A 25,642-nucleotide genomic window follows, 5' to 3' on the forward strand; every position below is an offset into this window, starting at 1 on the left:
TCCGCGCTCGGTATCGTCCTCGCCACCGCCACCATCGCCGTTGCTGTTCCCCCCTTTGAAAAAGGGGGGCAGGGGGGATTCGCTCTTACCAACAGATCGCCGCGCAGCCCCAAAAAAGAAACGCCCCGCAATGCAGGGCGTCTCCATAAACCAGCTCAAGCGACAGCGAAAACTCACTCCACCGCCAGCCCTTCCACCTTCTGCCACCCGCGCGGCAACAACCCGCCGCGCGTAGCGCGAGCCCCCAGATACGGCTCCAGTTCCTTGAACGACAGACTCATCGTCCGCGAACCCGACCTGATGCTCAGCGTCGTGCCCGGCGCGACCACCGCCACCGCGACCACGCGCTCGGTGCCGAGCTTGGCCTTGGGAATATCGATGATCTTGTTGCCCTTGCCCTTATCGAGCTCCGGCAACTCCGACACCGGGAAAGCGAGCAGATGGCCGACGTTGGTCACCGCGACCACGCGGTCGTGCTCGACATCGCCGACCTGCGCCGGCTGCAATACCTTGGCGTTGGGCGTCAGCGACAGCATCGCCTTGCCGGCCTTGTTGCGGCCGGTGAGGTTCTCGAAGCGGGTGACGAAGCCATAGCCATGCGAACTGGCGAGCACGAAGCGGTTGTCGTTGTCGCCCGCCGCCAGCGCCTGGAACGAAGCCCCCGCGACCGGCGCGAACCGCCCCGTCAACGGCTCGCCGTTGCCGCGCGCCGACGGCAGGCTGTGGATCAACGCCGAATACGAGCGGCCGGTCGAATCCAGGAACGCGACCTGCTGCGTGCTGCGGCCGCGCGTGGCGCCGAGCAGGCTGTCGCCGTCGCGATAGCTCAGCGTGGCCGCGTCGATGTCGTGGCCCTTGGCCGCGCGCACCCAGCCCTTTTCGCTGATGACCACGGTCATCGGTTCGCTGGCGACCAGTTCGGTCTCCGACAGCGCCTGCGCGGCGCTGCGCGAGACCAGCGGCGAACGGCGCGCGTCGCCGAATTTCTTCGCGTCCGCGATCAGTTCGTCCTTGATCAGCTTCTTGAGTTTGGCCTTGCTGCCGAGCAGGGCGATCAGTTGTTCGCGCTCTTTCTGCAATTCGTCCTGCTCGCCGCGGATCTTCATTTCTTCCAGGCGCGCGAGCTGGCGCAGCCGGGTTTCCATGATGTAGTCGGTCTGCTCCTCGCTCAGGCCGAAGCGCTTCATCAGCACCGCGCGCGGTTCGTCCTCGGTGCGGATGATGCGGATCACTTCATCCAGGTTGAGGAATGCGACCAGCAAGCCTTCCAACAGGTGCAGGCGGCGCTCGACCTTGTCCAGGCGGTGGGTCAGGCGGCGGGTGACGGTGTCGGTGCGGAAGGTCAGCCACTCGCTCAGCAGCGCCCTCAGGCCCTTGACCTGCGGGCGCCCGTCCAGACCGATGATGTTGATGTTGACCCGGAAGCTCTTCTCCATGTCCGTGGTGGCGAACAGGTGGCCCATGAGCTGGTCGACATCGACCCGGTTGGAGCGCGGCACCAGCACGATGCGGGTCGGGTTGGCGTGATCGGATTCGTCGCGGATGTCTTCCAGCCACGGCAGCTTCTTGGCCCGCATCTGGGTGGCGATCTGCTCGATCACCTTGCCCGGCGAGGCCTGGTAGGGCAGCGCGGTGACGACGATGTTGGCGCCGTCTTTTTCGAAGATGGCGCGGGCGCGCACGCTGCCCAGGCCGGTTTCGTACATCTGCAGCAGGTCGGCGCGCGAGGTGATGATCTCGGCCGGGGTCGGGTAGTCCGGGCCGAGCACGTGCTCGCACAGGTCGCGGGTGGTCGCGTCCGGATCGTCGAGCAGGCGCACGCAGGCGCTGACGATTTCGTTGAGGTTGTGCGGCGGCACGTCGGTGGCCATGCCGACCGCGATGCCGGTGGTGCCGTTGAGCAGCAGGTGCGGCAGGCGCGCCGGCATCCAGGTCGGCTCTTCCAGGGTGCCGTCGAAGTTAGGCGTCCAATCGACGGTGCCGTGGGCGAGTTCGCCCAGCAGCACTTCGGCGATCGGGGTCAGCTTGGACTCGGTGTAGCGCATCGCCGCGAACGATTTGGGATCGTCGCTGGAACCGAAATTGCCCTGGCCCTCGACCAGCGGATAGCGGTACGAGAACGGCTGCGCCATCAGCACCATCGCCTCGTAGCAGGCGCTGTCGCCGTGCGGGTGGTACTTGCCGATCACGTCGCCGACGGTGCGCGCGGATTTCTTCGGCTTGGAGGCGGCGTTGAGGCCGAGCTCGCTCATCGCGTAGATGATGCGGCGCTGCACCGGCTTGAGGCCGTCGCCGATGAAGGGCAGGGCGCGGTCCAGGACCACGTACATCGAGTAATCGAGGTAGGCGCGCTCGGCGTACTCGCGCAGGGGGATCTGTTCGAAGCCGTGGAACACCGGACGTACGGAATCAGTCATGGAACCTTGGGGCAGGGTGGGGCTGAGCCCGGGATTCTACCCGGGGACGGGTTTCACCGGGTGCGACTGGCGCGCGATGCAGGCGCGGCAAGGCTTTGGCGGTATCCTCGGCGGTCTGTAAAACGCCAGAGCCGATGCCCGTGAGCCCCATGTGGATGCGTTCGATCGCCGTCGCGGCGCTGATCCTGGCCCTCGCCGCCGCCTGCTCGCAGGTGCCGGCGCAGGCGCGCAGCGGGCTGCCGGTGTACTCGTACAAGGTGGTCGCGACCTATCCGCACGATCCGCAGGCCTTCACCCAGGGGCTGATCTTCCGGGGCGGCTTCCTGTACGAGAGCACCGGGCTGAACGGCCGGTCGTCCGTGCGCAAGGTCGAGCTCGTCACCGGCCGGGTCGTGCACAAGGCGGATCTGCCGGCGGACGTGTTCGGCGAAGGCCTGGTCGATCGCGGCCAGCAAGTGGTGGTGCTGACCTGGACCAACGGCGTGGGCTTTGTGCTGAACCTGCCCGATTTCGACCCCGCCGGCACCTTCCGTTATGCGGGCGAGGGCTGGGGCCTGACCCGCTCGGCCGACACGCTGTACATGAGCGACGGCAGTTCGCAGATCCGTTTGCTCGATCCGCAGACCTTCAAGGAGCGCTCGCGCATCCAGGTCAGCGACGAAGGCCGCCCGGTCGCCCAGCTTAACGAACTGGAGTGGGTCAAGGGCGAGCTGTACGCCAACATCTGGCAGAGCGACCGCATCGCCCGCATCGATCCCAAGACCGGGCATGTGCTGGGCTGGATCGATTTGAGCGGTCTGCTGGCGAAGCACGGCCGCTCCACTCGCGGCGTCGATGTGCTCAACGGCATCGCTTACGATCCGGCGCGCGACCGGTTGTTCGTGACCGGCAAGCTTTGGCCGGATTTGTTCGAGATCAAGCTGGTGGCGCCTGCGGCGGCGCGTAAGGCCAAGCACTGAGGCGAGTGCGCGTGGGCCTGTGTCATGGCCTGCGCAGTTGATGGAGGCGCGATTGCTGTGCGAACGCGCGCGAGCGTCTGAGCGCTTATTCACAGTCACCGCCGTTTTTTTGCCCGTCATTCCCGCGAACGCGGGCTCCGCTTTACTTCGGCGGAGCCGAACATCCAGTGCCTTTCGTGCGAGAACGTTTGAAGTCGCTGGATGTTCGGCTCCGCCGAAGTAAAGCGGAGCCCGCGTTCGCGGGAATGACGGACTTGAAAGATGGCGCTGAAGTCTCTGGATTCCCGCTTTCGCGGGAATGACGATCTGGAGGGATGGCGCTGAATGATCTGGATGTTCGGCTACGCCGAAGTAAAGCGAAGCCCGCCTTCGCGGGAATGACGAGCAAAAAAGCGCGGGCGCTCGAAACCGTAGCAGGACTTTGAACAGGCGAAGAACGCGCATCCGCGCCTCTCCCTGCCGAAAGTCATGCCCGCGCACATGACAGCAACTGACGGATTTGTCAGCCAAGCGACAGCGCCGCGTAGGCGGCGCGCGCCTACAGTCGCCGCATGGTCCGCGCCATCCCCTCGCGGATCATCGGCGGCGTTTTTCTCCAAGGACGCCGCCACCTCTTCCCCTATCTGCCACGGATGCCGGACATGCCGCCCCAAACCGCACACGCTGTGTCGCCGCGCGCCCGCAAGACCGTCTACGCCGCCCTCGGCCTCGTCGCGATCGTCGGCGCCGGCCTGTCGCTGGGCGGATTCGGCAGCCGCGGCGCGCCGCCGCCCCAGGCGCCGCCGCCGGTGCCGGTCAACCTGACCCAGGTCGAACGCCGCGACGTTCCGCATTGGCAGGAAACCATCGGCACCGTGACCTCGCTGCAAAGCGCGGTGCTGCGCAGCCAGGTCGATGGCGTGCTGACCGACGTGCTGTTCCGCGAAGGCCAGACGGTCAAGCGCGGCCAGTTGCTGGCGCGCATCGACGATCGCGCCATCGCCGCCAGCCTCGACGGCGCGCAGGCGCAACTGGCGCGCGACGACGCGCAGTTGCGCTCGGCGCAATCGGATCTCAACCGTTTCCGGCAATTGTCCGGCAGCCAGTTGATCGCCCGCCAGATGCTCGATCAGCAGACCGCTTCGGTGCAGCAACTGCAGGCGACCACGCAGGCCAATCAGGCCGCGATCGACGGCGCGCGCGTGCAGTTGTCCTACACCCGCATCGTCTCGCCGATCGACGGCCGCATCGGGCTGCGCAAGGTCGATCCGGGCAACGTCGTGCGCGCCAGCGATCCCGACGGGCTGGTGACGGTGCAACAGGTCGATCCGATCTCGGTGGTGTTCGCGCTGCCGCAGGATCAACTGCCGCGCCTGCGTACGGCCCAGGCCGGCGGCAAGGTCGACGTGCAGGCGCTCGATCGCGACGCCGGCAGCGTGCTGGCCGACGGCGAATTGCGCGTGATCGACAACCAGATCGACGAAGCCACCGGCACCGTGCGCGTGCGCGCGGTGTTCGCCAACGCGAAGGACAAACTCTGGCCCGGCCAGTTGGTCAGCGTGCGCGTGCGCACCGGCCTGAGCGCGGGCGCGATCGTGATCGCGTCCGAAGCGGTGCAGCGCGGCAACGAACGCAACTTCGTCTATCGCCTGGAAGCGGGCGACAAGGTCGCGATGGTGCCGGTGCGGGTGGAGTACCAGAACGACGAGATCGCGGTGGTGCACGGCCTGCGGGCCGGCGATCGGGTGGTGCGCGACGGCCAGTCGCGGCTCAAGCCCGGCATGACCGTGGCGCCGGTCGCGGCCGCGGCGGTCGCGGCGAACACGGCCGGCGCCGACGCGCGCGTCGCGGCGGCCACGCCATGAGCGGCCAGCCTGCCGCGCGCGTTTCGATTTCCGGCTGGTTCGTCCGTCATCCGGTCGCCACCACGCTGCTGACCGCGGCGGTGCTGTTGCTCGGTCTGTTCGCCTTGCCGCGACTGCCGGTGGCGCCGCTGCCGCAGGCCGAATTCCCGACCATCCGCATCAGCGCCAGCCTGCCCGGCGCCAGCCCGGAAACCATGGCCTCGGCGGTCGCCACGCCGCTGGAAACCCAGCTGACCTCGGTGCCCGGCATCACCGAGATGACCTCGACCAGCGCCCTGGGCAGCACCAACATCACCTTGCAGTTCGTGCTCGACAAGAGCATCGACACGGCCGCGCAGGAAGTGCAGGCGGCGATCAACAACGTCTCCGGCCGCCTGCCGCGCGACATGCCGGCGCTGCCGACCTGGGGCAAGGTCAATCCGGCCGACAGCCCGATCCTGGTGCTGAGCATGAACTCCGAGCTGATGCCGCTGACCGAACTCAGCGATCTGGCCGAGACCGTGCTCGCGCGCAATCTGAGCCAGATCAACGGCGTCTCGGAAATCTTCATCGCCGGCCAGCGCCGTCCGGCGATCCGCATCCAGGCCGAACCCGAACGCCTGGCCGCGGTCGGCTTGACCCTGGCCGATCTGCGCACCGCCGCGCGCAGTTCCAGCGTCAATCAGGCCAAGGGCGCGGTGGTCGGGGCGCAGCGCATGTCGACCCTGGAAACCAACGATCAGTTGTTCAAGCCCGAGGACTATCAGCGCCTGGTGGTGACCTATCGCAACGGCGCGCCGGTGCGCCTGGGCGAGGTCGCTCATGTCAGCTTCGGCGCCGAGAACGACTACGTCCGCGCCTTTCCCAACGGCAAGGACGGCGTGATGCTGGTCGTGTTCCGCCAGCCCGGTGCCAACATCATCAACACCACCGACGCGGTGCTGGCCGCGCTGCCCAAACTGCGCGCCAATCTTCCGGCCAGCGTGGACGTGTCGGTGTTCAACGACCGCACCCGCACCATCCGCGCGTCCTTGCACGAGGTCGAACTGACCCTGGTGCTGACGGTGGCGCTGGTGGTCGCGGTGATGGGCCTGTTCCTGCGCCAATGGTCGGCGACGCTGATCGTCGGCGCGGTGCTGGTGGTCGCGCTGGTGGCGACCTTCGCGGCGATGTACGTATTCGGCTTCAGTCTCAACAATTTGACCTTGGTCGCGCTGGTGATCGCGGTCGGTTTCGTGGTCGACGACGCCATCGTCGTGGTCGAGAACATCCACCGGCATCGCGAAGCCGGCATGCCGATGCTGCAGGCGGCCTTGCAAGGCTCCAGCGAGATCGGCTTCACCGTGCTCACCATCGGCCTGTCGCTGATCGCGGCGTTCATCCCCTTGCTGTTCATGGGCGGCGTGGTCGGGCGCCTGTTCGCCGAGTTCGCGCTGACGGTCACGGTGGCGATCCTGATTTCGATCGTCGCCTCGCTGACCCTGGCGCCGATGTTGGCCTCGCGCTTCATGCGCAACGCGCCCAGGCACGATCCGCACAACCAAGGTTTCGGCGCGCGCGTGATGGCCGGTTACGACCGCAGCCTGCGCTGGGCGCTGTCGCATCAACGCCTGATGCTGGTCGGATTCGGCGTGACCCTGAGCATCGCGATCGCCTCCTACGCCTACATCCCGAAGGGCTTTTTCCCCTTGCAGGACACTGCCTTCGTGTTCGGCACCACCGAGGCGGCGCAGGATATTTCCTATGACGACATGATGGCCAAGCACAAGCAACTCGCGCAGATCGCATCCACCGATCCGGCGATCATGTCCTACGGTCATTCGGTCGGCGCGACCGGCGGCAGTCCGACCATGTCGAACGGACGGTTCTGGTTCGTGTTGAAGGACCGCGGCGATCGCGACGTGTCGTCGGAGCAGTTCATCGACCGCATGCGCAGCAAACTGTCCAAGGTGCCGGGCATCGCGATCTACCTGCGTTCGGCGCAGGACATCAATATCGGCGCCGGCCCCTCGCGCACGCAGTACCTGTACGCCCTGCGCGACGCCGACAGCGCCGAGCTGTCCGTGTGGGCCGACAAGCTGACCCAGAAGCTGGCGCAATTGCCGCAGTTGCGCGATGTCTCCAACGATCAGCAGATCGGCGCGAGCATCGTGCGGCTGGCGATCGACCGCACCGCCGCGGCGCGTTTCGGCTTCAGCGCGCAGGACATCGATCAGGTGCTCTACGATGCCTACGGCCAGCGCCAGATCAACGAATTCCAGACCCAGACCAATCAGTACAAGGTGATCCTGGAGATCGATCCGCGCATGCGCGGCAGCATCGACAGTCTGGCTTACTTCCATCTGCGTTCGCCGCTGACCGGGCAGATGGTGCCGCTGTCGGCGCTGGCGCGGATCGAGCCGCCCGCCAACGGCCCCTTGTCGATCAGCCACAACGGCCTGTCGCCGGCGGTGAACATCTCCTTCAACCTGGCGCCGAACGTGGCCCTGGGCGATGCGGTGCGCGCGGTCGAACAGGCCAAGACGCAGATCGGCATGCCGGCCAGCGTCAGCGGCAATTTCCAGGGCAGCGCGCAGGCCTTCCAGGACTCGCTCGCGACCCAGCCGCTGCTGATCTTCGCCGCGCTGCTGGCGGTCTACATCATCCTGGGCGTGCTGTACGAGAGCTTCGTGCATCCGCTGACGATCCTGTCCACGCTGCCCTCGGCCGGCATCGGCGCGGTGCTGATGCTGTGGCTGTGGAAACTGGATTTCTCGATCATGGCCTTGATCGGGCTGGTGCTGCTGATCGGCATCGTCAAGAAGAACGGCATCCTGCTGGTCGATTTCGCCGTCGACGCGCAGCGCAACCGCGGGCTGGGGCCGGTGGAGGCCATCCACGAAGCCTGCCTGACCCGGTTCCGGCCGATCATGATGACCACCATCGCCGCCTTGCTCGGGGCGATCCCGCTGATGGTCGGCCTGGGCACCGGCTCGGAGCTGCGCCAGCCGCTGGGCGTGGCGGTGGTCGGCGGCCTGCTGATCAGCCAGGTGTTGACGCTGTACAGCACGCCGGTGATCTACCTGGCCCTGGACCGCCTGTTCCTGAGCCGCCGCCGCACCGCCGCGGCCGCGGCCGCGGCCACGGCCCCGGGCGCGGCCGCCGAACCGACCATGGCCTGAGCGGAGCTGTACGATGCCCGCTGGCCCGCCACCGTCATGAACCGCACGCCGAGATGAAACTGCTGATCGTCGAGGACGAAGTCAAAACCGCCGACTATCTGCGCGACGGCCTGTCCGAGCAGGGCTGGACCGTGGACGTGGCGCGCGAAGGCCTCAGCGGCCTGCATCTGGCGCGCGAGTTCGACTACGACGTGATCGTGCTGGATGTGATGCTGCCGGGCATGGACGGCTTCACCGTGCTGCGCGAGCTGCGCGCGCGCAAGCAGACGCCGGTGATCATGCTGACCGCGCGCGACCGCGTGGACGATCGCGTCCACGGCCTGGGCGCGGGCGCCGACGATTATCTGGTCAAGCCGTTTTCCTTCATCGAATTGCTGGCGCGGCTGCAGGCGCTGGTGCGGCGCGGCCGCCAGCAGGAGCCGACCGAGCTGCAGATCGGCGATCTGCAGATCAACCTGCTCGCGCGCCGCGCTTTCCGCGACGGCACGCGCCTGGACCTGACCGGCAAGGAGTTCGCGCTGCTGGCATTGCTGGCCCAGCGCCGCGGCCAGATCCTGTCCAAGACGGTGATCGCCGCGCAAGTGTGGGACATCAATTTCGACAGCAATACCAACGTGGTCGAAGTGGCGATCAAGCGGCTGCGCGCCAAGATCGACGGCCCGTTCCGCAACAAGCTGCTGCACACCGTGCGCGGCATGGGCTATGTGCTGGAAGCGCGCGAGGACGACCAGGACGATGCCGCGCCGCCGCCGGGACGGGTGCTGGCATGAAGCCCTTGCGCGATCTGTCCATCGCCCAGCGCCTGGCGGCGATGTTCGCGCTGGCCGCGTTGCTGGTGTTCACCCTGGTCGGCGTCACTTTGTACAAAGTGCTGGAGACGCAGATCGTGCGTTACCAGCGCGCCGAACTGGAAACCAAGCTGCGCTACGTCGCCGGCAGCGTGGCGGTGTGCGACATGCGCGATCGCTGGTACAAGGTCAAGGACAAGGTCGAGAGCCTGACCTCCAGCGACCGCAGCACCAAGATATGGGCCTGGAGCGACGACTCGGGTTTCCGCATCGGCCACTCCACGCCCAAGGTGGAGGCGGCGAAAAAACGCGATCGCGGCATGGGCCGCTTGTGGCTCGGCGACAGCAACGCGCCGTACCGGACCTTGGAAGAAGTGATTCCGCCGCGCGGCGAGCGGCCGCAGGTGCGGTTGTGGATCGGTATCGACTCGTGGCCCTACGTCGCCGCGCTGCGTTCGTTCGCCTGGGCGCTGGTCGCGCTCGGCGTGGTCGGCACCGCGCTGGTCGCCTTGCTCGGCCATTGGATCGCCCTGGTCGGCCTGCGGCCGTTGCAGCGCCTGTCCAGCCAGGCGCAGAGGCTGAGTCCGAGCAATCTGTCGCAACGCCTGCAGCCGACCGAACTGCCGCCGGAACTGGGCCGGCTGACCGGCGCGTTCAACGGCGCGCTCGACCGGTTGGAGGCGGCGTACACGCGCCTGGACGCGTTCAACGCCGACGTCGCCCACGAGCTGCGTACGCCGCTGACCAACCTGATGGGCCAGACCCAGGTCGCGCTGTCGCGGCCGCGCGAAGTCGCGCAGTTGGAGGACGTGCTGCAGTCGAATCTGGAAGAACTCGAACGCATGCGCGGCATCGTCAACGACATGCTGTTCCTGTCGCGCGCCGACCAGGGCGACATCGCCCTGGACCGGGTTTGCGTGCCGCTGGCCGCCGAAGTCGCCAAGACCGGCGAGTTCATGGAATACCTGCTGGAAGAAGCCGGCATGCGCCTGCGCATCGACGGCGCCGCCGATGCCTGGATCGACACCTCGCTGTTCCGCCGCGCCATCACCAACCTGCTGCACAACGCCGTCCAGCACGCCACCCCGGGTTCGGAGATCGTGGTGGAGTTGCGCGAAGGCGTCGGCGCGGCAAGCGAATGCGGCACCGGCGCCAGCGTGGCGGTGCGCAATCTCGGCAGCAGCGTGGAGGCCGAGCATCTGGTGCGCATGTTCGACCGTTTCTATCGGGTGGATGCGGCGCGCCAGCATCGGGGCGAGCGGCATCACGGTTTGGGGCTGTCGATCGTCAAGGCGATCGCCGCGTTGCATGGCGGCAATGTGTTCGCCAGCAGCGGCGATGGCGCGACGACGGTGGGATTCAGTCTGGCCGCGCCGGAGAGCGTCAAAGCTTGAATGCGGGGCAGTGGGCTGTCGCCACCGGGTCGGCGCGAAAGCCCCGAGGACTTTTGTAGGAGGGGCTTCAGCCCCGATGCTCTTCGGCCAGAAATCCTTTTTCATCACATCTGATCGAACAACATCGGGGCTGAAGCCCCTCCCACTTGGGGTGCTGGATGCGAGCGAACGCCGGCTCGCGGAGTTGCGTATCGAAACCGAGCCCGCGTTCGGACGGTTGGTCGCCGACTGGGAACGCCGCTTCGCCGCGTTGATCGCTCAGATCGACCCGGCCGCCGTGCCCGCGCACCTGTGGCCGCGCCTGCGCAGCCGCCTGGGCTGGTCGCCGGTGGAAGGCGCACCGCCGCGCGGGCTGTGGAACAGCGTCGGCTTGTGGCGCGCCACCGCCGCGCTGGCCGCGGCCTTGGCCGTGGTCGCGCTGTTGTTCGACCGCGCGCCGGCGCCGACACCGCCGCCGCTGGTGCAGCAACCGCCGGTGCGACTGCCGCCGGTGGAAGCCGAGCCGACCCGTCCGGTCACGCGGCTGGCGCGCGACGACGGCAGCACCGGCTGGCTGGCCACGGTCGATCGGCGCCAGTCCAAGGTGCTGATGGCGCCGGTGCCCGGGCCCGGAGACGCGCAGGGGCGCATCGCCGAGCGGCGGCTGATTCCCAAGGGCGAGGCGCCGCGTTCGCTGGGCCTGGTGTCGACGCAGGTGGCGCATTCGGTGCCGGTCCCGGCCGATTTGCTGTCCAAACGGGTGGCCGGCGCGACCCTGGCGATCAGCCTGGAACCGCCGACCGGCGTGCCGCATAGCGCACCGACCGGGCCGATCATCGCCAAGGGCGGTCTGTCGCGGTGAACCCCGGGCCGCGGCGTCCCGCGCCGTGGCCGGGTCCGAGCTGTGTGGCCCCGGGAGGGGCCGCCGGCTGAAAAAAAGTTGTCACGCAACCGTTGACAGCGGAGGCGCCGCAACGCAACATACGCCTCCTCGCAGCGGCGACGGTTCATCGAAACCGCAGCGATTGGCCCAGGTGGCGGAATTGGTAGACGCACTAGTTTCAGGTACTAGCGGGTAAAACCGTGGAGGTTCGAGTCCTCTCCTGGGCACCATACAAGCAGCTCTGTACAGCTCTCAACGTCTCAGAAATGCACAAAAACCCGCGCGAAAGCGCGGGTTTTTTGTTTCTGGGAGGGTCTATCTGTCTCCCAGCAGCTCGCCCGCTCCGTGACCAAAGCTGTGTACAAGTCGCTGGCCTCGGCTGAGACTTGTACACGCGCACCGAGGACCGCGAGAAATGGGGAAATTGACAGACAAGGCGCTGCGCGCGATCAAGCCGCAAGAGCGCATCTACAACATCGCAGACGGCGACGGGCTGTCTCTTGAGGTATGGCCGAACGGTGGTCGCTACTGGCGCTTCCGATATCGATTTGCCGGGAAGGCCAAGCGGCTGAGCCTGGGCGTCTACCCGGAAGTCTCTTTGAAGGAGGCGCGCGACAGTCTCACTGTCGCCAGGGCGACGCTTCGGGGCGGTGTTGATCCGTCCCGTGACCGGAAAGAAGCTAAGCAGGCCCTGCTCACCGCTGAAGACCGCGATTTCTCCAAAGTTGCTGCCGACTGGCTGGCGTACAACAGGCCCGGCTGGGCATCAGAGACCTATCGAAAGGCTAGCTATGTCGTTGAACAATGTTTGCAGCCTTTCTGCGCGTCGGCGGAGGTCCCTATCGGCCAAGACACGGCGCATGCAACGTCACTGCTCTTGGGGACGAGCACCAATTCTAAATCGCCCAGGGTTTCATAGCCGCTCCCCGGGCGAGACCACTCCGCAGTTCCCAGCTGTCTCACGCTGGCCAATACCACTCGCGCCGGCCCGCCGACTGGGGCTAGTGGGGGTCGTTGGGGGCTAATAAGGCCCAATGAGGGCTATTGGGGGTTGGTGGAGCGTGGGCAACCGGAATCCAACTCTCTTGATTACCCAGGGTTATCCACAAGTACCCATCGTTACCTAGGATCATGATGGCGCGACGCCAACCGCGTTTGATCGCGCCATACCAGATCCTGAATTACCGCTCGTCGGAAACCGCCTGAGACGTTGACCTGACGCGACTGTTCGGTCCGTTGGTCTGACAGCAATCGACGGCACGATGCCGCGAGTAGGGGCTCGGGCGACGCGGCGTACGGACAGCTAACAGGGGATCACATGCGTCAGACAGGGGTGACACTCATATTACTTGGATGCCTACGTCAGCGAGGATCTTGCTGTGCTGCACTCGTACTTCGGTCCACTGGTTCGAGTGTCTGCCGCGGCTGACTAGCGCTCGTTCTCACCAGCCTTGTGTCGCGCCGCGGGCTTCTCGGGTCATGCCGAGGCTGATCGGCGCGTGGGCCGCTTAAGGCATGCGCACGCCGGAATGTTTCCGAGCTGGCTTGAGCCCAGCCCGCCAAGCGAAGCGTGGGCAATGAGCGGGCAGCCCGGGACTACTCCGGCTCCCACAGTTCGGTGGCTATAGACCGCTATCGGCCATTGGTGGTCCCTCAAACTGACCGCTGGGATGCGTATTGATCAGCTTTATCATCAGCACCGGCACCGCGACATCGACAGTAACGAGACAGTTACTACTTGCGCGTCGGTGTCGGCTGCACCGCGACTGATCGGTGCTACAGTTGAGCGCGGCGTTGGCGCCGGCACCTCGGAACACTGCACAAAAGGGGATCGGGGATGAGAATGCTCAAGGTGCTAGCCGCCATAGGTCTGTTTGTGTGCGCTGCGGGGCCCGCGGCTGCACAGTCTTACAAAGTAGGCAGTTGCAACGACCAGATGGGGAAACTCGAGATTGTCGAGTCGATTCAGCACTTTCCCGGAGGCCAATCGAACAAGGTCACACAGTTCGTCCGGCCTGGCCTGTGGGGTCCACAGCAGGTCTATGACTCGATACCGGATGGTTCGGGCATCCATCTGGCGCAGATCAAATCGGGCGCCGCAGGTGTCGCGTTCTGGCTCGCACGGAATGGCAACCTCGTCGCCACGAACCAATATGGCTGGCAAATCGTAGGTGCTTGCCAGTATCAAACTGCGTGGGCAGAGCAGTTCCCAGCGCCCGTCTTCGTTCCCGCGCCGCAGCCCGTTCCGTTTGCCCTCGGTGCAGACGTGCTGGCTGAGATGCCGACCATCACCTCGGTCAACGGCGCGCAGATTCCGGCCGGCATCCTTCAGCCGGGCGTGCTCCCTGGCGTGCCGGCGCTGATGTCTCTGGATGAAGCACGCGAGTGCTACGAGCGGGCCGACGGTGATCAGGATGAGCTGTTCCTCTGCGGCGCCGAAAAGGCGATGGGAAGCAAGGAGCGCGCGGCAGCCGAGTGCGTGCGATCGGCACCCGACAACACCGCGGCGGGCCTGTGCTTGCTTGGCAACCAACTTCCCGACGCGCAGGCGAAGGCGGCCAAAGACGTGGCGGACTGTTACCAGAAACACGGGGCGAGCTGGAACGATTACCCAGTTTGCATGGCGGAAAAGCAGGCAGATCCCCAAACGGCCCGGCTAATCAACTGCGCGCGTCAGCAGATGCAACAGGGCCAGCAGCCTGACTACTGGACAATGGGCTACTGCGCGTTCGGACGGGCGCTGCTCAATCCCAATCCGGAATCGACGATTGCGATCCAGTGCGCGCTGGCGACGAAAGGACAGCCTGGCCCGTTTGTGGGTTGCGCGGGCGGCAGGTTGCTCTACCGCGAGCTGGACAAGTGCCTGAATGATGGAATCGGCGGCGACGACGGTTGCTTCGGAAAGAACAACACGCTCACCAAAGCCTACGATCGCGTCGAGGAGGAGCTGCGCAAGGCGCTAGGCGGTAACAGCGTGGCCTTCAAGGCCTGGCAAGCAGCGCGTCTGAGCATGGACCCGCACCAGATGGCTGAGGCGGCCCGCAAAGTAAGGAATGAGCTCAATCAGGCTATCGCCAACGGCAACGCAGCGATGAAGCAGGCCGGTAAAGATGCGATGGAATGGGTCGATGCGGCCACCCCGGACATCACGGTCAGCACCTCAGGCATCAAGATCGAGGGCGTTAAGGTAGGGCAGATCGGCAAGGGCCTGAAGTGCTGCAAGCTCTGAACATTTGAATAGGAGGAAACATGCGTACCTGCCCGCTCTGCGTCGTTGCTCTTGCATGCTCATTCGCAGCCTCCTGCGCGACTACCGCTCCGGATCAGCCGGATGAAATGGTCGCAGCGGTGGCAGTTCCCGTCGTCTACCGTCTCCACGCCTGCGCTGATTCCGCCCATCACAATTGCGACGCCGTGAGCGAGCATTCAAGCAGTGGTGCCTGCGAAACAGCGAAGAAGGCCTACCTCGCCGCGCATCCGACACATTCGGCCGGCTGCATGAAGAAGTGATCACCCGCATCAGTTCACGGGTGAAGTGACCCATGGGGCGCCGCAAAGAGTAGCGGCATGCGGGCAAGGACGCCTCCCGCTGTTATCCCAACCCACTCTATCGTGACCGCGGCTGGACAAACAATTAGTCGTGCCTGCAAGCGAGGATTCTCGCCTGAGGCGTACACCGCACTGGCGCTGCCACCGACCGATGGGGCCGGTGTATGTTTTTCCGCAACCTGACCTTCTTCCGTATTCCCGCCTCCCTCAACTTCGATGCGCTCATGAATTGGGGGGCTTGGGGTTGATATTCGCTTAGGGTCGAAAGCAGCACCAGCGGCGGGCAAGGCCGAGAAGCCGGATCCAGCCACAGCTAGCTCATGCTGATAGCAGACCATTGGGCGCCCTTCCGTTAGCCGGCTCGTCTCGCTCAATGAGACACAGATTGACTACCGTCCGCGGAACATCGAGCGGGGTGCCCCCATGCCGAACGTGCTTGTAGATACCCGCGTTTCCCTGATTCCGCTAGGTCAGCCGGTCCGCTGGAATGCGAAGAATCAGCAGGTCAGTGACGAGGATTTCCATCTCATCGCGGAGCGCCTGCGCGAGCTCGAAGAGATCGGGGTGGTCGCGATCTCTGCCGCTAGGCGAGAGTCATTCAGTGGTCGCCGACGATGGTCGGCGATTTTCTTTGAGCGCCTGCGCTAACGCATCATCTGACCGTTGACGGTCGCTGCCGCGAGCCGTGCCAGAGCGTTAGTCGCAAGGAAGGGGCAGTGCCCCTCCCTTTCTTCATTGAAGCGTAGCCGGCGTCCCCTCACCAACACGGCCCTGACTTCCCGTTCGGGCCCGCAGCGCTTGGTCCGAAACGCCGCGCCCGGTTCGCGCAGGGTACTCTCACGGCTTCAACGGCCTGGGGTGGATCATGTTGGACCGACTGAACGGCTGGCAGCGCATCGGCGTGGTTGCGACAGGCCTTTGGTTCGCCTTCATCGTCTGCGTAGGCGCGCTGGAGGGCGGGATTACGCAGCGGGTGGCGGGAGCCCCGGCGGAGTACGAGTACGTTCCGCGCACCCCTTGTACCCCGGACCCGCCCCGACCTGACGGAAGCATCAGCTTTGAGGAAGGTTTGGGGCAGCCGCCGTGTACAGATGCCCGGTTGATCAGGGAGGAAGTGCCGGAGGTCTATCGCACGAATTGGGGCGCCATGTTCTTGGCGGCCATCATCCCCGCTATCTTGGCTTGGCTGCTTGTCTACGGCACCATCGGGGCGGTCCGGTGGGTCGCAAAGGGGTTCCGGGAAGGGCGGCAGTAACGGGATTGAGGGCGGCAGGGCAGGTCAAACGGCCAAGGGGCAAGCCGGCCCTTGACGCGCCGGGCACTGCCAGAATGCACATTGCGATGGAGTTGCGTCGGCGACAATTCTGATCTGGAGGCCACGGTAGGCCGGATTTTCCGGACGGAAGGTCCGCTATCCCACCTGCGGGATGTTCGTCGGCGTGCCCTGGTGTTCCCTAGCGTGCAGAGACTGTTTTGAACTCGGGAGCCGTGGGCGCGCCAGTTTCTAGCGGTGAACCCTCTCCGCTCTCCGCACGCCCCTCTGAAAGCCCCAGTCCTGGCGGCCTTCCGCGAGGGGCGTTTGGTTTTGGGCTTCTGGCCAGACCGCCGAAACGGTCCGTTTTCCCCTCTCTCCACCCCGTTTTTCTCCGGTCGGTTGGTCCTGAGACCAAACGCTCGTGTGCGCAAAGCGCCAAAAACAAGGTGGATTTCGCCGGCCTATTTTCTACGTTGGATTCGGACTTAGGTTATCCGTCGCGATACGAACCGCAAGAACTGGCCTTGCCGGCAGGCGGAATCAACCCGCAATCCATGGCCAGCCGTGCCAGTGCAATCTCGCCGCGCACCCCGAGCTTGGCCATCACCTTCGCCCGCACGGTGCGGATGGTGGACTCCGTCAGATCCAACTCCAGCGCGATTTCGGCGTTGCGCCTGCCATGCACCATGAGCAATGCGACCTCCAGTTGGCGCGGGCTGAGTTGGTCGAATGGCGTCGTCTCAAACAGCACCCGCGCGCCCAGCGTGTCGTCCAGATAACGCCGACCGGCGGCAACCTCGCGCACCGCGCGGATGACCGCACTCCCGTCGCGCGCCTTCGACACGTAACCCATCGCGCCGGCGGCCAACAGACGGCGCGGCACCGGTCCGCCCTCGACAACCGAGACGATTAGAACCTTCAGATCGGGATGCTCCGCTAGCAGTCGCCGGGTGACTTCCAAGCCATCCATATCCGGCAAGTGGAAGTCGCACAGCACCACGTCGACACGACGGCGTGCGATGGCGACCAGCGCGTCCTTACCGTTGGCTGCCTCGCCCACGACGCGGAAGTCCTTCTGCGTCTCCAGCACCCACGTCATCCCGATGCGAACTAGCGGATGATCGTCGATCACAAACAAGCGAATCATTTTCGTCCCCGGCATAACGCTCCGGGGACAAACTTAACCAACACACTCGCGGCGCTATCAATTCAATCATTTCAAATTTGCTTTTCGCTGAGTCGAATCTCGGCGCAACGCAGTGTAGAGATAGACGAACGCTGAAATCATCTCGGCAAACGCGCAAACAAAATCAGAGCTTTCCTACAGCATCGCCACCTTCGCTTTTGTTAGCGTCTTCCGCCTCCCTGATTGCTGGAGCATGCGATGGACAATGCTGACGATTCGTTGGTCACCTACTTCGATGTCGTTCGTCTAGATTCGAAGCGCTGGCAAGTGCGCGCAGTCGGTATACACCAGCCCGTTCCGTTCACGAGTCGCGATAGCGCGGCCTCCGTCGCGCGCGCCCAAGCCAGACAGTTTCATCTGTGGAGAGGGTTCTCAACCTGCGTAAGGGTGACCGACTCAAGCGGCGCCCTTAAACGCACAAATCGTTACAGTCAGTTCCCGGCTGAACCCCCCACCGAATTCCGACGGACGGTCTCACCTCCCGAGATGTTTGTCGGCGAAACTCTGCTGAAGCATCCTGTCCCCAACCGCCACACGGATCCCGTGGCCGCGCCTCGCACTGACATGGAATCGTCCTACCGTGCAGATCAATCCACCGTTCTTTTGTCCCTGCCCTTCTTTAGGCAGCTGACCGCGCTCGTCCGAATCGCCTCCCCAAGCACCGGCCCCCTGCCTGTGCTGTTGCACCGCGCCAAAAGGAGTTGTCTCTTGAATGCAAGATCAAAGCGCGTTATCGCGCAAAAATCGTCGCCCCAACAAAGCCCACCAGGACACAAGCTGCGGCCTCTGTGGATGGCCGGAGTGGCCCTGCTAGTTGCGCTCACTTCCATTGGAGCCGTGGCACAGGAAACCGAGAAGGTCTGGAGCACCTCCGACGCGGTCGGCAGCCCCTTCATCAGCGAACACGAAGCCCAGGAGGCCATCAAAAGGGACGTTGTGGACAACGTGCCCGATGGCCCCATGCTCAAGTTCCGCAGTGAAGGCAATTTGATCCTAAAGGACCGGACCCTCTACTGGTACGGCATTACCCCTATGCCACCGAAGACCGGGGAATGGGACTACTCATTCATTATGCCCCGCGTGTTCAACGCACCGTCCATGGACAGTGCCGTTGCGCAAACGAAGGCGTACTACGACAAGGAGAGTGTCGCCACAGGGTGCGCACCTAACACGACGGTACTCGTCCATCCAAGCAGCCAAAGGACCTTTTGGGACGACGGCGTGACCCTGCGGCAGGAATTCTTCCCCGTCACCGTGGTTTACCAAAGCGGGTTATCTGGCACCTGTACACCCATTACTTTCAGTGGCGAAAGCTATGGCATTGGCGCCGGCCGAAGTGTGGGCTGCCCCAGTTACTTGCAATGGGACCCCCAAAAGCAGGCCTGTGCCGGTGGGGGCCTATTCGCCAGCGGAAACTCGGCCATTTACTCAGCCCCGGTGCTCGCACCCGGACAATGCAAGGTCGGCAATCCCTGCGACCCATCAACCGGCGACAAGATGCAGCCAGAGACCGATTTCGATCTGGGCTGGATCAGCTTTACACGGTACTTCCACTCACTCACTTCGACGCCGATGGGCGGGTTCGGTGATGGCTGGACGCATTCGCACAACCTGCGCCTGACCGCGGGCAAGGACCCGACCAGTTGGGACGACACCGTGCACGTCGGCTTGGTCGAGGCCGATGGTTCGCAGATTTCGTTCACTCCGGTGGGCGATGTTTATGAGAGCGATGACGGCCGTGGCGACCGAGCCGTCAAAGATGGCGATCAATGGTGGGTCTATCGCAGCGATCGGGTGCTGCGTTTCGACGCCGATGGCCGGCTGCTGGAGCAGCGGTTCGAAAGCGGTGCGTCGTTGACCTATGCCTACGACGCGGTGCATCGACTCAGCACCATCACCCACAGCAGCGGCCGCAGTCTGGCGTTCGACTATGCCGCCTCGGATGGCGACGCACCCATCGCGGCGATCCGCTCGTCCGGGCGGGCGCTGGCTACCTATGGATATACGGCGGCCGGCCAGATCGAAACGGCGACCTACGCGAACTCCACGAATCGACGCTACCACTATGAGGACACGCGCTTTCCGCGCTATTTGACCGGCGTAACCATCGAGGGCGATAAGCGCTTCAGCACCTTCGTTTATGACGCCAAGGGCCGAGTGATCTCGAGCCAGCACGACGGCGGCGCCGATGGCGTGACGTTGAGCTATCCCGAAGAAGGGGGCTCCCTCATCACCAATGCATTGGGCCAACAGACCACATTGGGATTGGGCAGCGCTCCCCCTAGCGATGCGCCGCGCAAGATCAGCGACCTGACCGATAGCCGCGGTACGGCGGGAACCACTTACTACGACGAAGAGACGGATTTCCGTCGCCGGGTAGCTACGACCACCGATCGCAAAGGCATTGTGACCGAGCATGCCTACACCGAAGCCAACGATCCGGTCACCGGTCTGTTGGCACGAACCCATACCGTTACCGAGGCCAAGGGAAAACCGCAACAGCGGATCAGCGTGACCGTGACCGATGTGGCCAGCAATCGCCCGATCCTGGCGAAGGTCGGCAGCCAAGAAACCCGCATCGTGCGCAACGCCCGCCTGCAGCCGGCCAGCATGAGCGTGCGCGACACGGTCAGTAACGAAGTTCGCACCACAACCTACGCGTACTGCGAGGCCGCTGATGTCACGGCCAGCAACAGCACGTGCCCTGTGCTCGGCCTTTTGAAGTCGGTGGACGGACCTCGGACCGACGTTAACGACGTCACCCACTTCGAGTATTACGGCAGCGACGACTCGGTCTGCGCGGCGACCCCGGAGCTTTGCACATATCGCAAGGGGGACCTGCGCAAAACCATCGACGCGCTGGGCCGGGCGACGGAAATCATAGGCTACGACCCTGACGGCCATCCGCTGTCAGTGGTGGACGCCAATGGCCTCGTTACCGACTTCACCTACAACCCACGCGGCTGGCTCACTGCGACTAAGGTGCGAGGCACCGACGACACTACCCAGCAAGACGACCGTATTACCGAGATTGCCTATTACCTGGATGGCCCGGTCCAGACCGTCACCCTGCCGAGTCAAGCCCCCGTCTATTTTGATTACGACAAGGCGCGGCGCTTAAATTCCATTAACGCCAGCACCGGCGATAGGATCGATTACACGCTCGACAATGCCGGCAATATCAAGAAGCAGGAGAACCGCACCGGCAGCGGCCAACTGACCCACACCCTGTCCCGGGTCTACGACGCGCTGGGGCAGTTGATCACGGCCAAGGACGCATCGCAGAACCCGACCAGCTTCACTTACGACGCCAACGGCAACGCTGAATTAATCACCGATGCTCTGGGCCGCAAGACGAGTCAGTCTTACGATTCGCTCAATCGCTTGTCTGAGACCTTGCAAGATGTTGGCGGGTTGGCGGTGAAAACCGTCATGACGTACAACGCACTCGACCAGGTCACCAAGGTCACGGATCCGAAGGGGCTGAATACCGTCTATGCCTATAACGGCTTCGGCGATCAGACCAAGCTCACCAGTCCAGACACCGGCATCACCGACTACACGTATAACGCCGCAGGCCTGCCCGCGACCAAGAAGGACGCCAACGATGCCGCCGCGCATCGCTACACGTACGACGCGCTGAACCGGCCGACGGCGATCTTTTATACGGCGACCGGTCCGGCCGATGTGGAATACGACTACGACGCCGTCAACACCGTCTGCGCCACCGACGAAACCTTTGTCCTGGGGCGCGTTACCGCCATGCGCGCCGAAGGCACGCAGTTGCAGTATTGCTACGACCGTTTCGGCCAAGTCGTTCGCAAAGTCCAGACGGTCGCTGGCAAGAGCTTCACCCTGCGCTACGCCTACAACAAGACAGGCCTGCTCCAGGCAGTTACGTATCCTGACGGTGCCGTGGCCGACTATTGGCGCGACAACCTTGGCCGCATCCTGGAGATCTATGTCACGCCGGCCGGCGGTGTCCGGACCAAACTGCTCTATGGCACTATTTATCAGCCATTTGGACCGTCGCTGGGTTGGACCTATGGCAACGACCGCTATGTGATGATCGACTCGGATCTGGACTACCGCACCAAGTCCATCCGCGACATCGCCAGCGGTGGTTTGTCACTCGGCTACGTCTACAACCAGGTCGGCGAGATCAAGGAACTGAAGGACGGTCTGCTGGGCACCAGCTTGGCGCAGTACGACTATGACGCGCTAAGCCGACTGAGGGTGACCCGCGACGGCCCGACGAGTACCGCGATCGAGACCTACGAGTACGATCTGACGGGCAATCGTAAGAAACTGATCCGCGGCACGGTCCAAGAGGATTACGTTTATCCGGCGGCCAATCATCGCTTGAGCAGCATCAACATAGCAGGTGGCAGTACCACCAGTCGCAGCTACGACGCTATAGGAAATACCATTGCCATCGGCGGCACGGCCAAGGTGTACGCATACAACGCGAACGACCGTCTGGCCCAAGTCAAGCAAGCCGGCGTGGTTAAAGCGAGCTATCGCTACAACGCGCTCGGAGAGCGTGTCGCGGCGACGAATGGCACCTCCAGCATCATCGATGCGTACACGCTATACGACGAGCGTGGCAACTGGATCGGCGACTACGACGCCAATGGCGTGGCCAAGCAGCAGGCGATTTGGTTTGACGGCATCCCCGTTGGCTTACTGGTAGGTAGTGGTTCGACGCAGTCCTTGAAGTATGTTCAGACCGATCACCTGGGCACACCGCGTGCGGTCATTGATCCAACCCGCAATGTCGCGATCTGGACATGGGATGCAAAGAACGAAGCGTTCGGCAACAGCCCCCCGAATCAGGATCCGGACCTGGATGGCACCGCCTTCGTGTTCAACATGCGGTTTCCGGGGCAACGATTCGACACGGGTAGCGGATTCGTCTACAACTACTTCCGGGACTATGATCCAGCCTCAGGCCGTTATCTTCAGAGCGATCCGATTGGTTTGGCCGGGGGCTTTGATACCTATTCATATGTGGGAAGTAATCCCGTACAGTTCATTGACCCAAATGGATTGCAATCGAGAGATTTGGAATATATATACAAGGAATCTGGCGCGACACCGCCTCCGCCGGGTAATTTAAATTTTGCCGGCTGGATGTTAGCCGAAGCGCTTTGCGGCTTCTGTGACTTAAGCTACACGGCGCCAGAGGGCTTGCAGTCGATCGACGCGCCGTGGGAAATGGGATTCGGGGTTCGAGGGCTATCCAATGCCGCCGGACGCGCAACTGCAAGAGCAGCGGCCTCCTGTAAAGTATTTAAAAACTTAGCTCCCGAAGATGACATCATCCCTGCCGTGCTTTTTAAAATTAGCGACATCCTCAAGGTTAAATACTCGGGACGACTTACATATGTAGTCCGGGATTCAGGCGAGCTTATCGTCGGCAGAACTCCCCATACTAGCTTGGCACGAGGAGCCGACGTTATCGCTGCTGGCGAGGCGAGATTCGTAAATGGTGAACTCCGCTCTATAGATAACGCATCGGGGCACTACAGACCCTCTGGCGAGTCAGCTCGCGACGCTGCAGAAGCAGCGTTTAACCGTGCAGGGCTCAACGCGAGCGGAAAATACACAGAAAGGAAATTTTAATGGATGACACTCTTGCGAAAGACCTCTTTGATACTCTTGTCGAAAATTCCTCACGTGTTCTAGCCAAAGGCTACGGAATTGGATGGGCTGAGTCCTCTCTTTTTGAGGTGGTCAGACTATTGAGGCAAGAGGAATCGCTTAAAAGTTATTTTTTGGAGCGCGTTTCATCGGAGTTCTCTCGCCGCGCCCCGGGTGTGAAGTCGACAGAATTATCTACTGAACTTATTGAACTAGTTGCGCATGAACTGAGGTGGATGGAATTACTACAGCTCGCACAAATCAGAATCGAAACTGTGTTCCAGGGCGACAGTGTGCGCGCCGTTGGAGACATATCTGCTCGACTTGCATCGGCATACGATGACCAATGGGAGGACCGCGAATTCTATAAGCGTTACAGAGACAATAGTATTTAATCTTTATATCAATTCTCACTAGTTTGACTCACGCAGTTGGCAACAGCTCTTGGTTTTTAAGATTGAAAAGCGCGTCCTGGAAGTGAGTAAGTAGGTATGCTTCAAAAAAGGCCCCGGCAACGGGGCCTTTTTTGCGCAGCAGCAAATGCTTCATAGCTATGTGCTCGACTAGTGCCGCCAAAGATGTCGGCCACCCTTGTGGCCCCTAGCTTCACCGAGCGCTTGAGCTGCCTTGCTGACGTCCATGCGATTGAGTCTCGTCAGTTCGTCCTGTAGATCGAGAGCAAGGTTGGCTAGCCCCTCTCCCCAGCATCAGGATTGGCCTCCAGACAGGCCATCCTGCCGCTCGACACAAGTAGCGCCTCGACGGGGCGAAGCGTCTCGCCCTCGTGCATCCCGACCTGACCGGCCAGCGCGCGGCCAAGCATCACCCGCCGCCGGGACGATCGCCGTGCAACAGGAACCTCGACAAGCGGCTCCTTCCTCCAGCCGCAGATCCAGCCGCAGATCCAGCCGATATCGGCGCATACGCGAAGCAGTCGCGCTTCAATTCTTTCCCGCAGCGCAGCCTTCCTTTCGGGCGGCCGAGCCACTCGCCCTCGACGATTGCGCTTCGTAATCTTCATGCTCTTCGCCGCAGAAAACCAGACGAACACGATGTGGCCATAGCGGCTGCACCGCAACAGCCATTTCGTTGCTGTGACGGTGGTAATGGTCGTGACGGTGTATCCGGACCTTGAACTATGGGTGAGAGAGAAGAAAGCAGGTCAGCAGCGCGGACTCTCTTCTTCAACACCGAGCGCTAGGTCGGGACAGAGCGTCACCACCGTCACGACCATCACACCTGTGGATAACGTGACGGCCGTGACGCTGGTGATGGTGTATCCGGACCTTAAACTATGCGTGGAAGAGAAAAGGTGCCGTTGCCGCGGCACTTTAGGACAGATCTTTCCTTTCGTATCCAGCCCAGCGGAAGAGAGACGTCCTCAGATTATAAAATCAGCGCGACCGCCGTTAATTGTATTCAGCTTAGAGGTGAAGCAAACTTGAAGTCCGCCAGGACGGCGGATTCAAGGAGTGAAACTATGTTGAAGCTGACTTCGATAGCTGTAGGGATCATCTTGGCTGGCGCTGCGGTTTTTCCCGCGGCAGCCCAGCAGACCGTCGTGATAGGTGATATCCGATACACATGCCCGAATAGCTGCGTGGTAACGCAAGGCCAAAATGGTCCAGCGGTACGTGACAGCGAGGGTGCCCAGATCAACGCAGAGTTCTTGCGCAGCGGTGAACCGGATCGGGATCCCTAATACGGAAGTAATTGGAGCTGAGCGGCTCCTCCGCTCTGTCTCCATAACATGATCGTTACTGCGTAGCGTCGGAAAGAGGCTACGCAGTTCGTCATGTGTTTCCTGGATTGGTCACGATCGGGGAAGAAGGCGCCAAGTACTAATCAGATCGGAAGCTGCAACCGCTTTCGTTAGCGCCTAGTCGGCATGCTGATCGCGCTGTGTTTCGACGCGGCGCATCGCTAGGGCCAGCCTGGAGTGCCTCCGTCGCCTCCTCTGCTCCGGGCTGGCCCGCCTTCTCCAAGCTGCCGCGCCCTAGGTGCGGCCAATTGTTACGGCTGAGCGATCTCAAGCCCGAATCGATGCAAAAACTCCCGCAGGGTCGCGAGCTGACTCGTACCGGTGCAGTCGAAAGCCACGACGACTTTATGAAGATCATCCCGCTGTATGACCGGTGATTGGATGCCGGGGACACCTTGTAGGGCGATGATCGCCAATTCCTCTAGAGGCGTAGCGATCACTCGCGTATTCCACGCTCTGCGGACAGTAAGGGTCATCCACATGATGTCTGCTCCTTCCTGGATCGTTCAACGACCGAAATATTCGGGCGGCGGTGTCCGGGCGGGCACGCAACTGCGCACCGAAACTGTGGTGCCGTTCATTGGCGTCGGAACAGAACACTCATGTCCATCCTTCGATCAGAGCGCAGCGCGGTGAAGCTGGCAATAGGTATTTTCCCTCAGCGTCGCCAGGCTGCGATGAACGGCACAGGTCGGCTTGGATGGAAATCCCACCACGAAGATTCGCCCAACTGCATCCGGCTGCGGACACGCGGCCATCACGACCGAGTAGGTCAGAATTTTTCTGAGAGTAGCTAGCAGCTAAACCCGTCGCCATAACAGCCTTCGACGGCGTCAGGCGTAC

The 25,642-nt window shown here is 63.1% G+C and carries 15 protein-coding genes and 1 tRNA gene; 13 read left to right on the forward strand and 3 right to left on the reverse strand.

Features of this window, described 5'->3' with window-relative positions:
- Nucleotides 1-173: 173 nt before the first annotated feature.
- Nucleotides 174-2,417, reverse strand: a complete 2,244-nt coding sequence (gene parC / locus J7J50_RS14415; RefSeq protein ID WP_215056273.1) for a DNA topoisomerase IV subunit A — start codon at nucleotides 2,415-2,417, stop codon at nucleotides 174-176.
- Nucleotides 2,418-2,566: 149 nt separating this feature from the next.
- Between parC and J7J50_RS14420 the strand changes: the two genes are divergently transcribed.
- From J7J50_RS14420 to J7J50_RS14470, 11 genes are all read left to right on the forward strand, one after another.
- Entirely contained in the window at nucleotides 2,567-3,376 is an 810-nt protein-coding gene (locus tag J7J50_RS14420) for a glutaminyl-peptide cyclotransferase (protein WP_251044632.1), read from the forward strand.
- 641 nt (nucleotides 3,377-4,017) lie between these two features.
- Nucleotides 4,018-5,220 (forward strand): efflux RND transporter periplasmic adaptor subunit, encoded by a 1,203-nt coding sequence (locus tag J7J50_RS14425; RefSeq protein WP_215056272.1) that lies wholly within the window; start codon nucleotides 4,018-4,020, stop codon nucleotides 5,218-5,220.
- Entirely contained in the window at nucleotides 5,217-8,360 is a 3,144-nt protein-coding gene (locus tag J7J50_RS14430; protein ID WP_215056271.1) for a multidrug efflux RND transporter permease subunit, read from the forward strand. The genes J7J50_RS14425 and J7J50_RS14430 overlap by 4 nt, the downstream gene beginning before the upstream one ends.
- Nucleotides 8,361-8,413: 53 nt before the next feature.
- A complete protein-coding gene (locus tag J7J50_RS14435) occupies nucleotides 8,414-9,130 on the forward strand; it encodes a heavy metal response regulator transcription factor (protein WP_215056270.1) in 717 nt (238 codons plus the stop codon).
- Nucleotides 9,127-10,542 (forward strand): heavy metal sensor histidine kinase, encoded by a 1,416-nt coding sequence (locus tag J7J50_RS14440; RefSeq protein WP_215056269.1) that lies wholly within the window; start codon nucleotides 9,127-9,129, stop codon nucleotides 10,540-10,542. The genes J7J50_RS14435 and J7J50_RS14440 overlap by 4 nt, the downstream gene beginning before the upstream one ends.
- Nucleotides 10,543-10,726: 184 nt before the next feature.
- The gene (locus J7J50_RS14445) at nucleotides 10,727-11,383 is read left to right on the forward strand and encodes an anti-sigma factor (RefSeq protein WP_215056268.1); all 657 of its coding nucleotides are present in this window, start codon (nucleotides 10,727-10,729) and stop codon (nucleotides 11,381-11,383) included.
- A gap of 166 nt (nucleotides 11,384-11,549) precedes the next feature.
- Nucleotides 11,550-11,634, forward strand: a tRNA-Leu gene (locus tag J7J50_RS14450).
- Nucleotides 11,635-11,819: 185 nt separating this feature from the next.
- On the forward strand, nucleotides 11,820-12,323 hold the full coding sequence (locus tag J7J50_RS14455; protein ID WP_215056267.1) for an Arm DNA-binding domain-containing protein: 504 nt from the start codon (nucleotides 11,820-11,822) through the stop codon (nucleotides 12,321-12,323).
- Nucleotides 12,324-13,241: 918 nt separating this feature from the next.
- The gene (locus J7J50_RS14460) at nucleotides 13,242-14,633 is read left to right on the forward strand and encodes a hypothetical protein (protein ID WP_215062957.1); all 1,392 of its coding nucleotides are present in this window, start codon (nucleotides 13,242-13,244) and stop codon (nucleotides 14,631-14,633) included.
- A 743-nt stretch (nucleotides 14,634-15,376) separates the two neighbouring features.
- Nucleotides 15,377-15,601, forward strand: coding sequence for a hypothetical protein (locus J7J50_RS14465; protein WP_215056265.1), 225 nt, complete (start codon nucleotides 15,377-15,379; stop codon nucleotides 15,599-15,601).
- A 217-nt stretch (nucleotides 15,602-15,818) separates the two neighbouring features.
- Complete coding sequence (locus J7J50_RS14470) at nucleotides 15,819-16,208, forward strand: hypothetical protein (protein WP_215056264.1); 390 nt, start codon at nucleotides 15,819-15,821, stop codon at nucleotides 16,206-16,208.
- Between the two features lie 490 nt (nucleotides 16,209-16,698).
- Here J7J50_RS14470 and J7J50_RS14475 read toward each other — a convergent pair whose 3' ends face one another.
- Entirely contained in the window at nucleotides 16,699-17,355 is a 657-nt protein-coding gene (locus J7J50_RS14475; RefSeq protein ID WP_215056263.1) for a response regulator transcription factor, read from the reverse strand.
- Nucleotides 17,356-18,195: 840 nt separating this feature from the next.
- Between J7J50_RS14475 and J7J50_RS14480 the strand changes: the two genes are divergently transcribed.
- Nucleotides 18,196-23,019, forward strand: a complete 4,824-nt coding sequence (locus J7J50_RS14480; protein ID WP_215056262.1) for an RHS repeat-associated core domain-containing protein — start codon at nucleotides 18,196-18,198, stop codon at nucleotides 23,017-23,019.
- Nucleotides 23,019-23,432 (forward strand): hypothetical protein, encoded by a 414-nt coding sequence (locus J7J50_RS14485; RefSeq protein ID WP_215056261.1) that lies wholly within the window; start codon nucleotides 23,019-23,021, stop codon nucleotides 23,430-23,432. Before J7J50_RS14480 ends, J7J50_RS14485 begins: the two co-directional genes overlap by 1 nt.
- Before the next feature lie 28 nt (nucleotides 23,433-23,460).
- Here the strand turns inward: J7J50_RS14485 and J7J50_RS25135 are convergent, their stop codons facing one another.
- Nucleotides 23,461-23,586 carry a hypothetical protein gene (locus J7J50_RS25135; RefSeq protein ID WP_285222284.1) on the reverse strand — a complete coding sequence of 42 codons (126 nt, stop codon included), beginning with the start codon at nucleotides 23,584-23,586 and terminating at the stop codon, nucleotides 23,461-23,463.
- Nucleotides 23,587-25,642: the final 2,056 nt, after the last annotated feature.

The organism is Lysobacter sp. ISL-50 (genome assembly GCF_018612875.1).
Classification (GTDB): domain Bacteria; phylum Pseudomonadota; class Gammaproteobacteria; order Xanthomonadales; family Xanthomonadaceae; genus Lysobacter.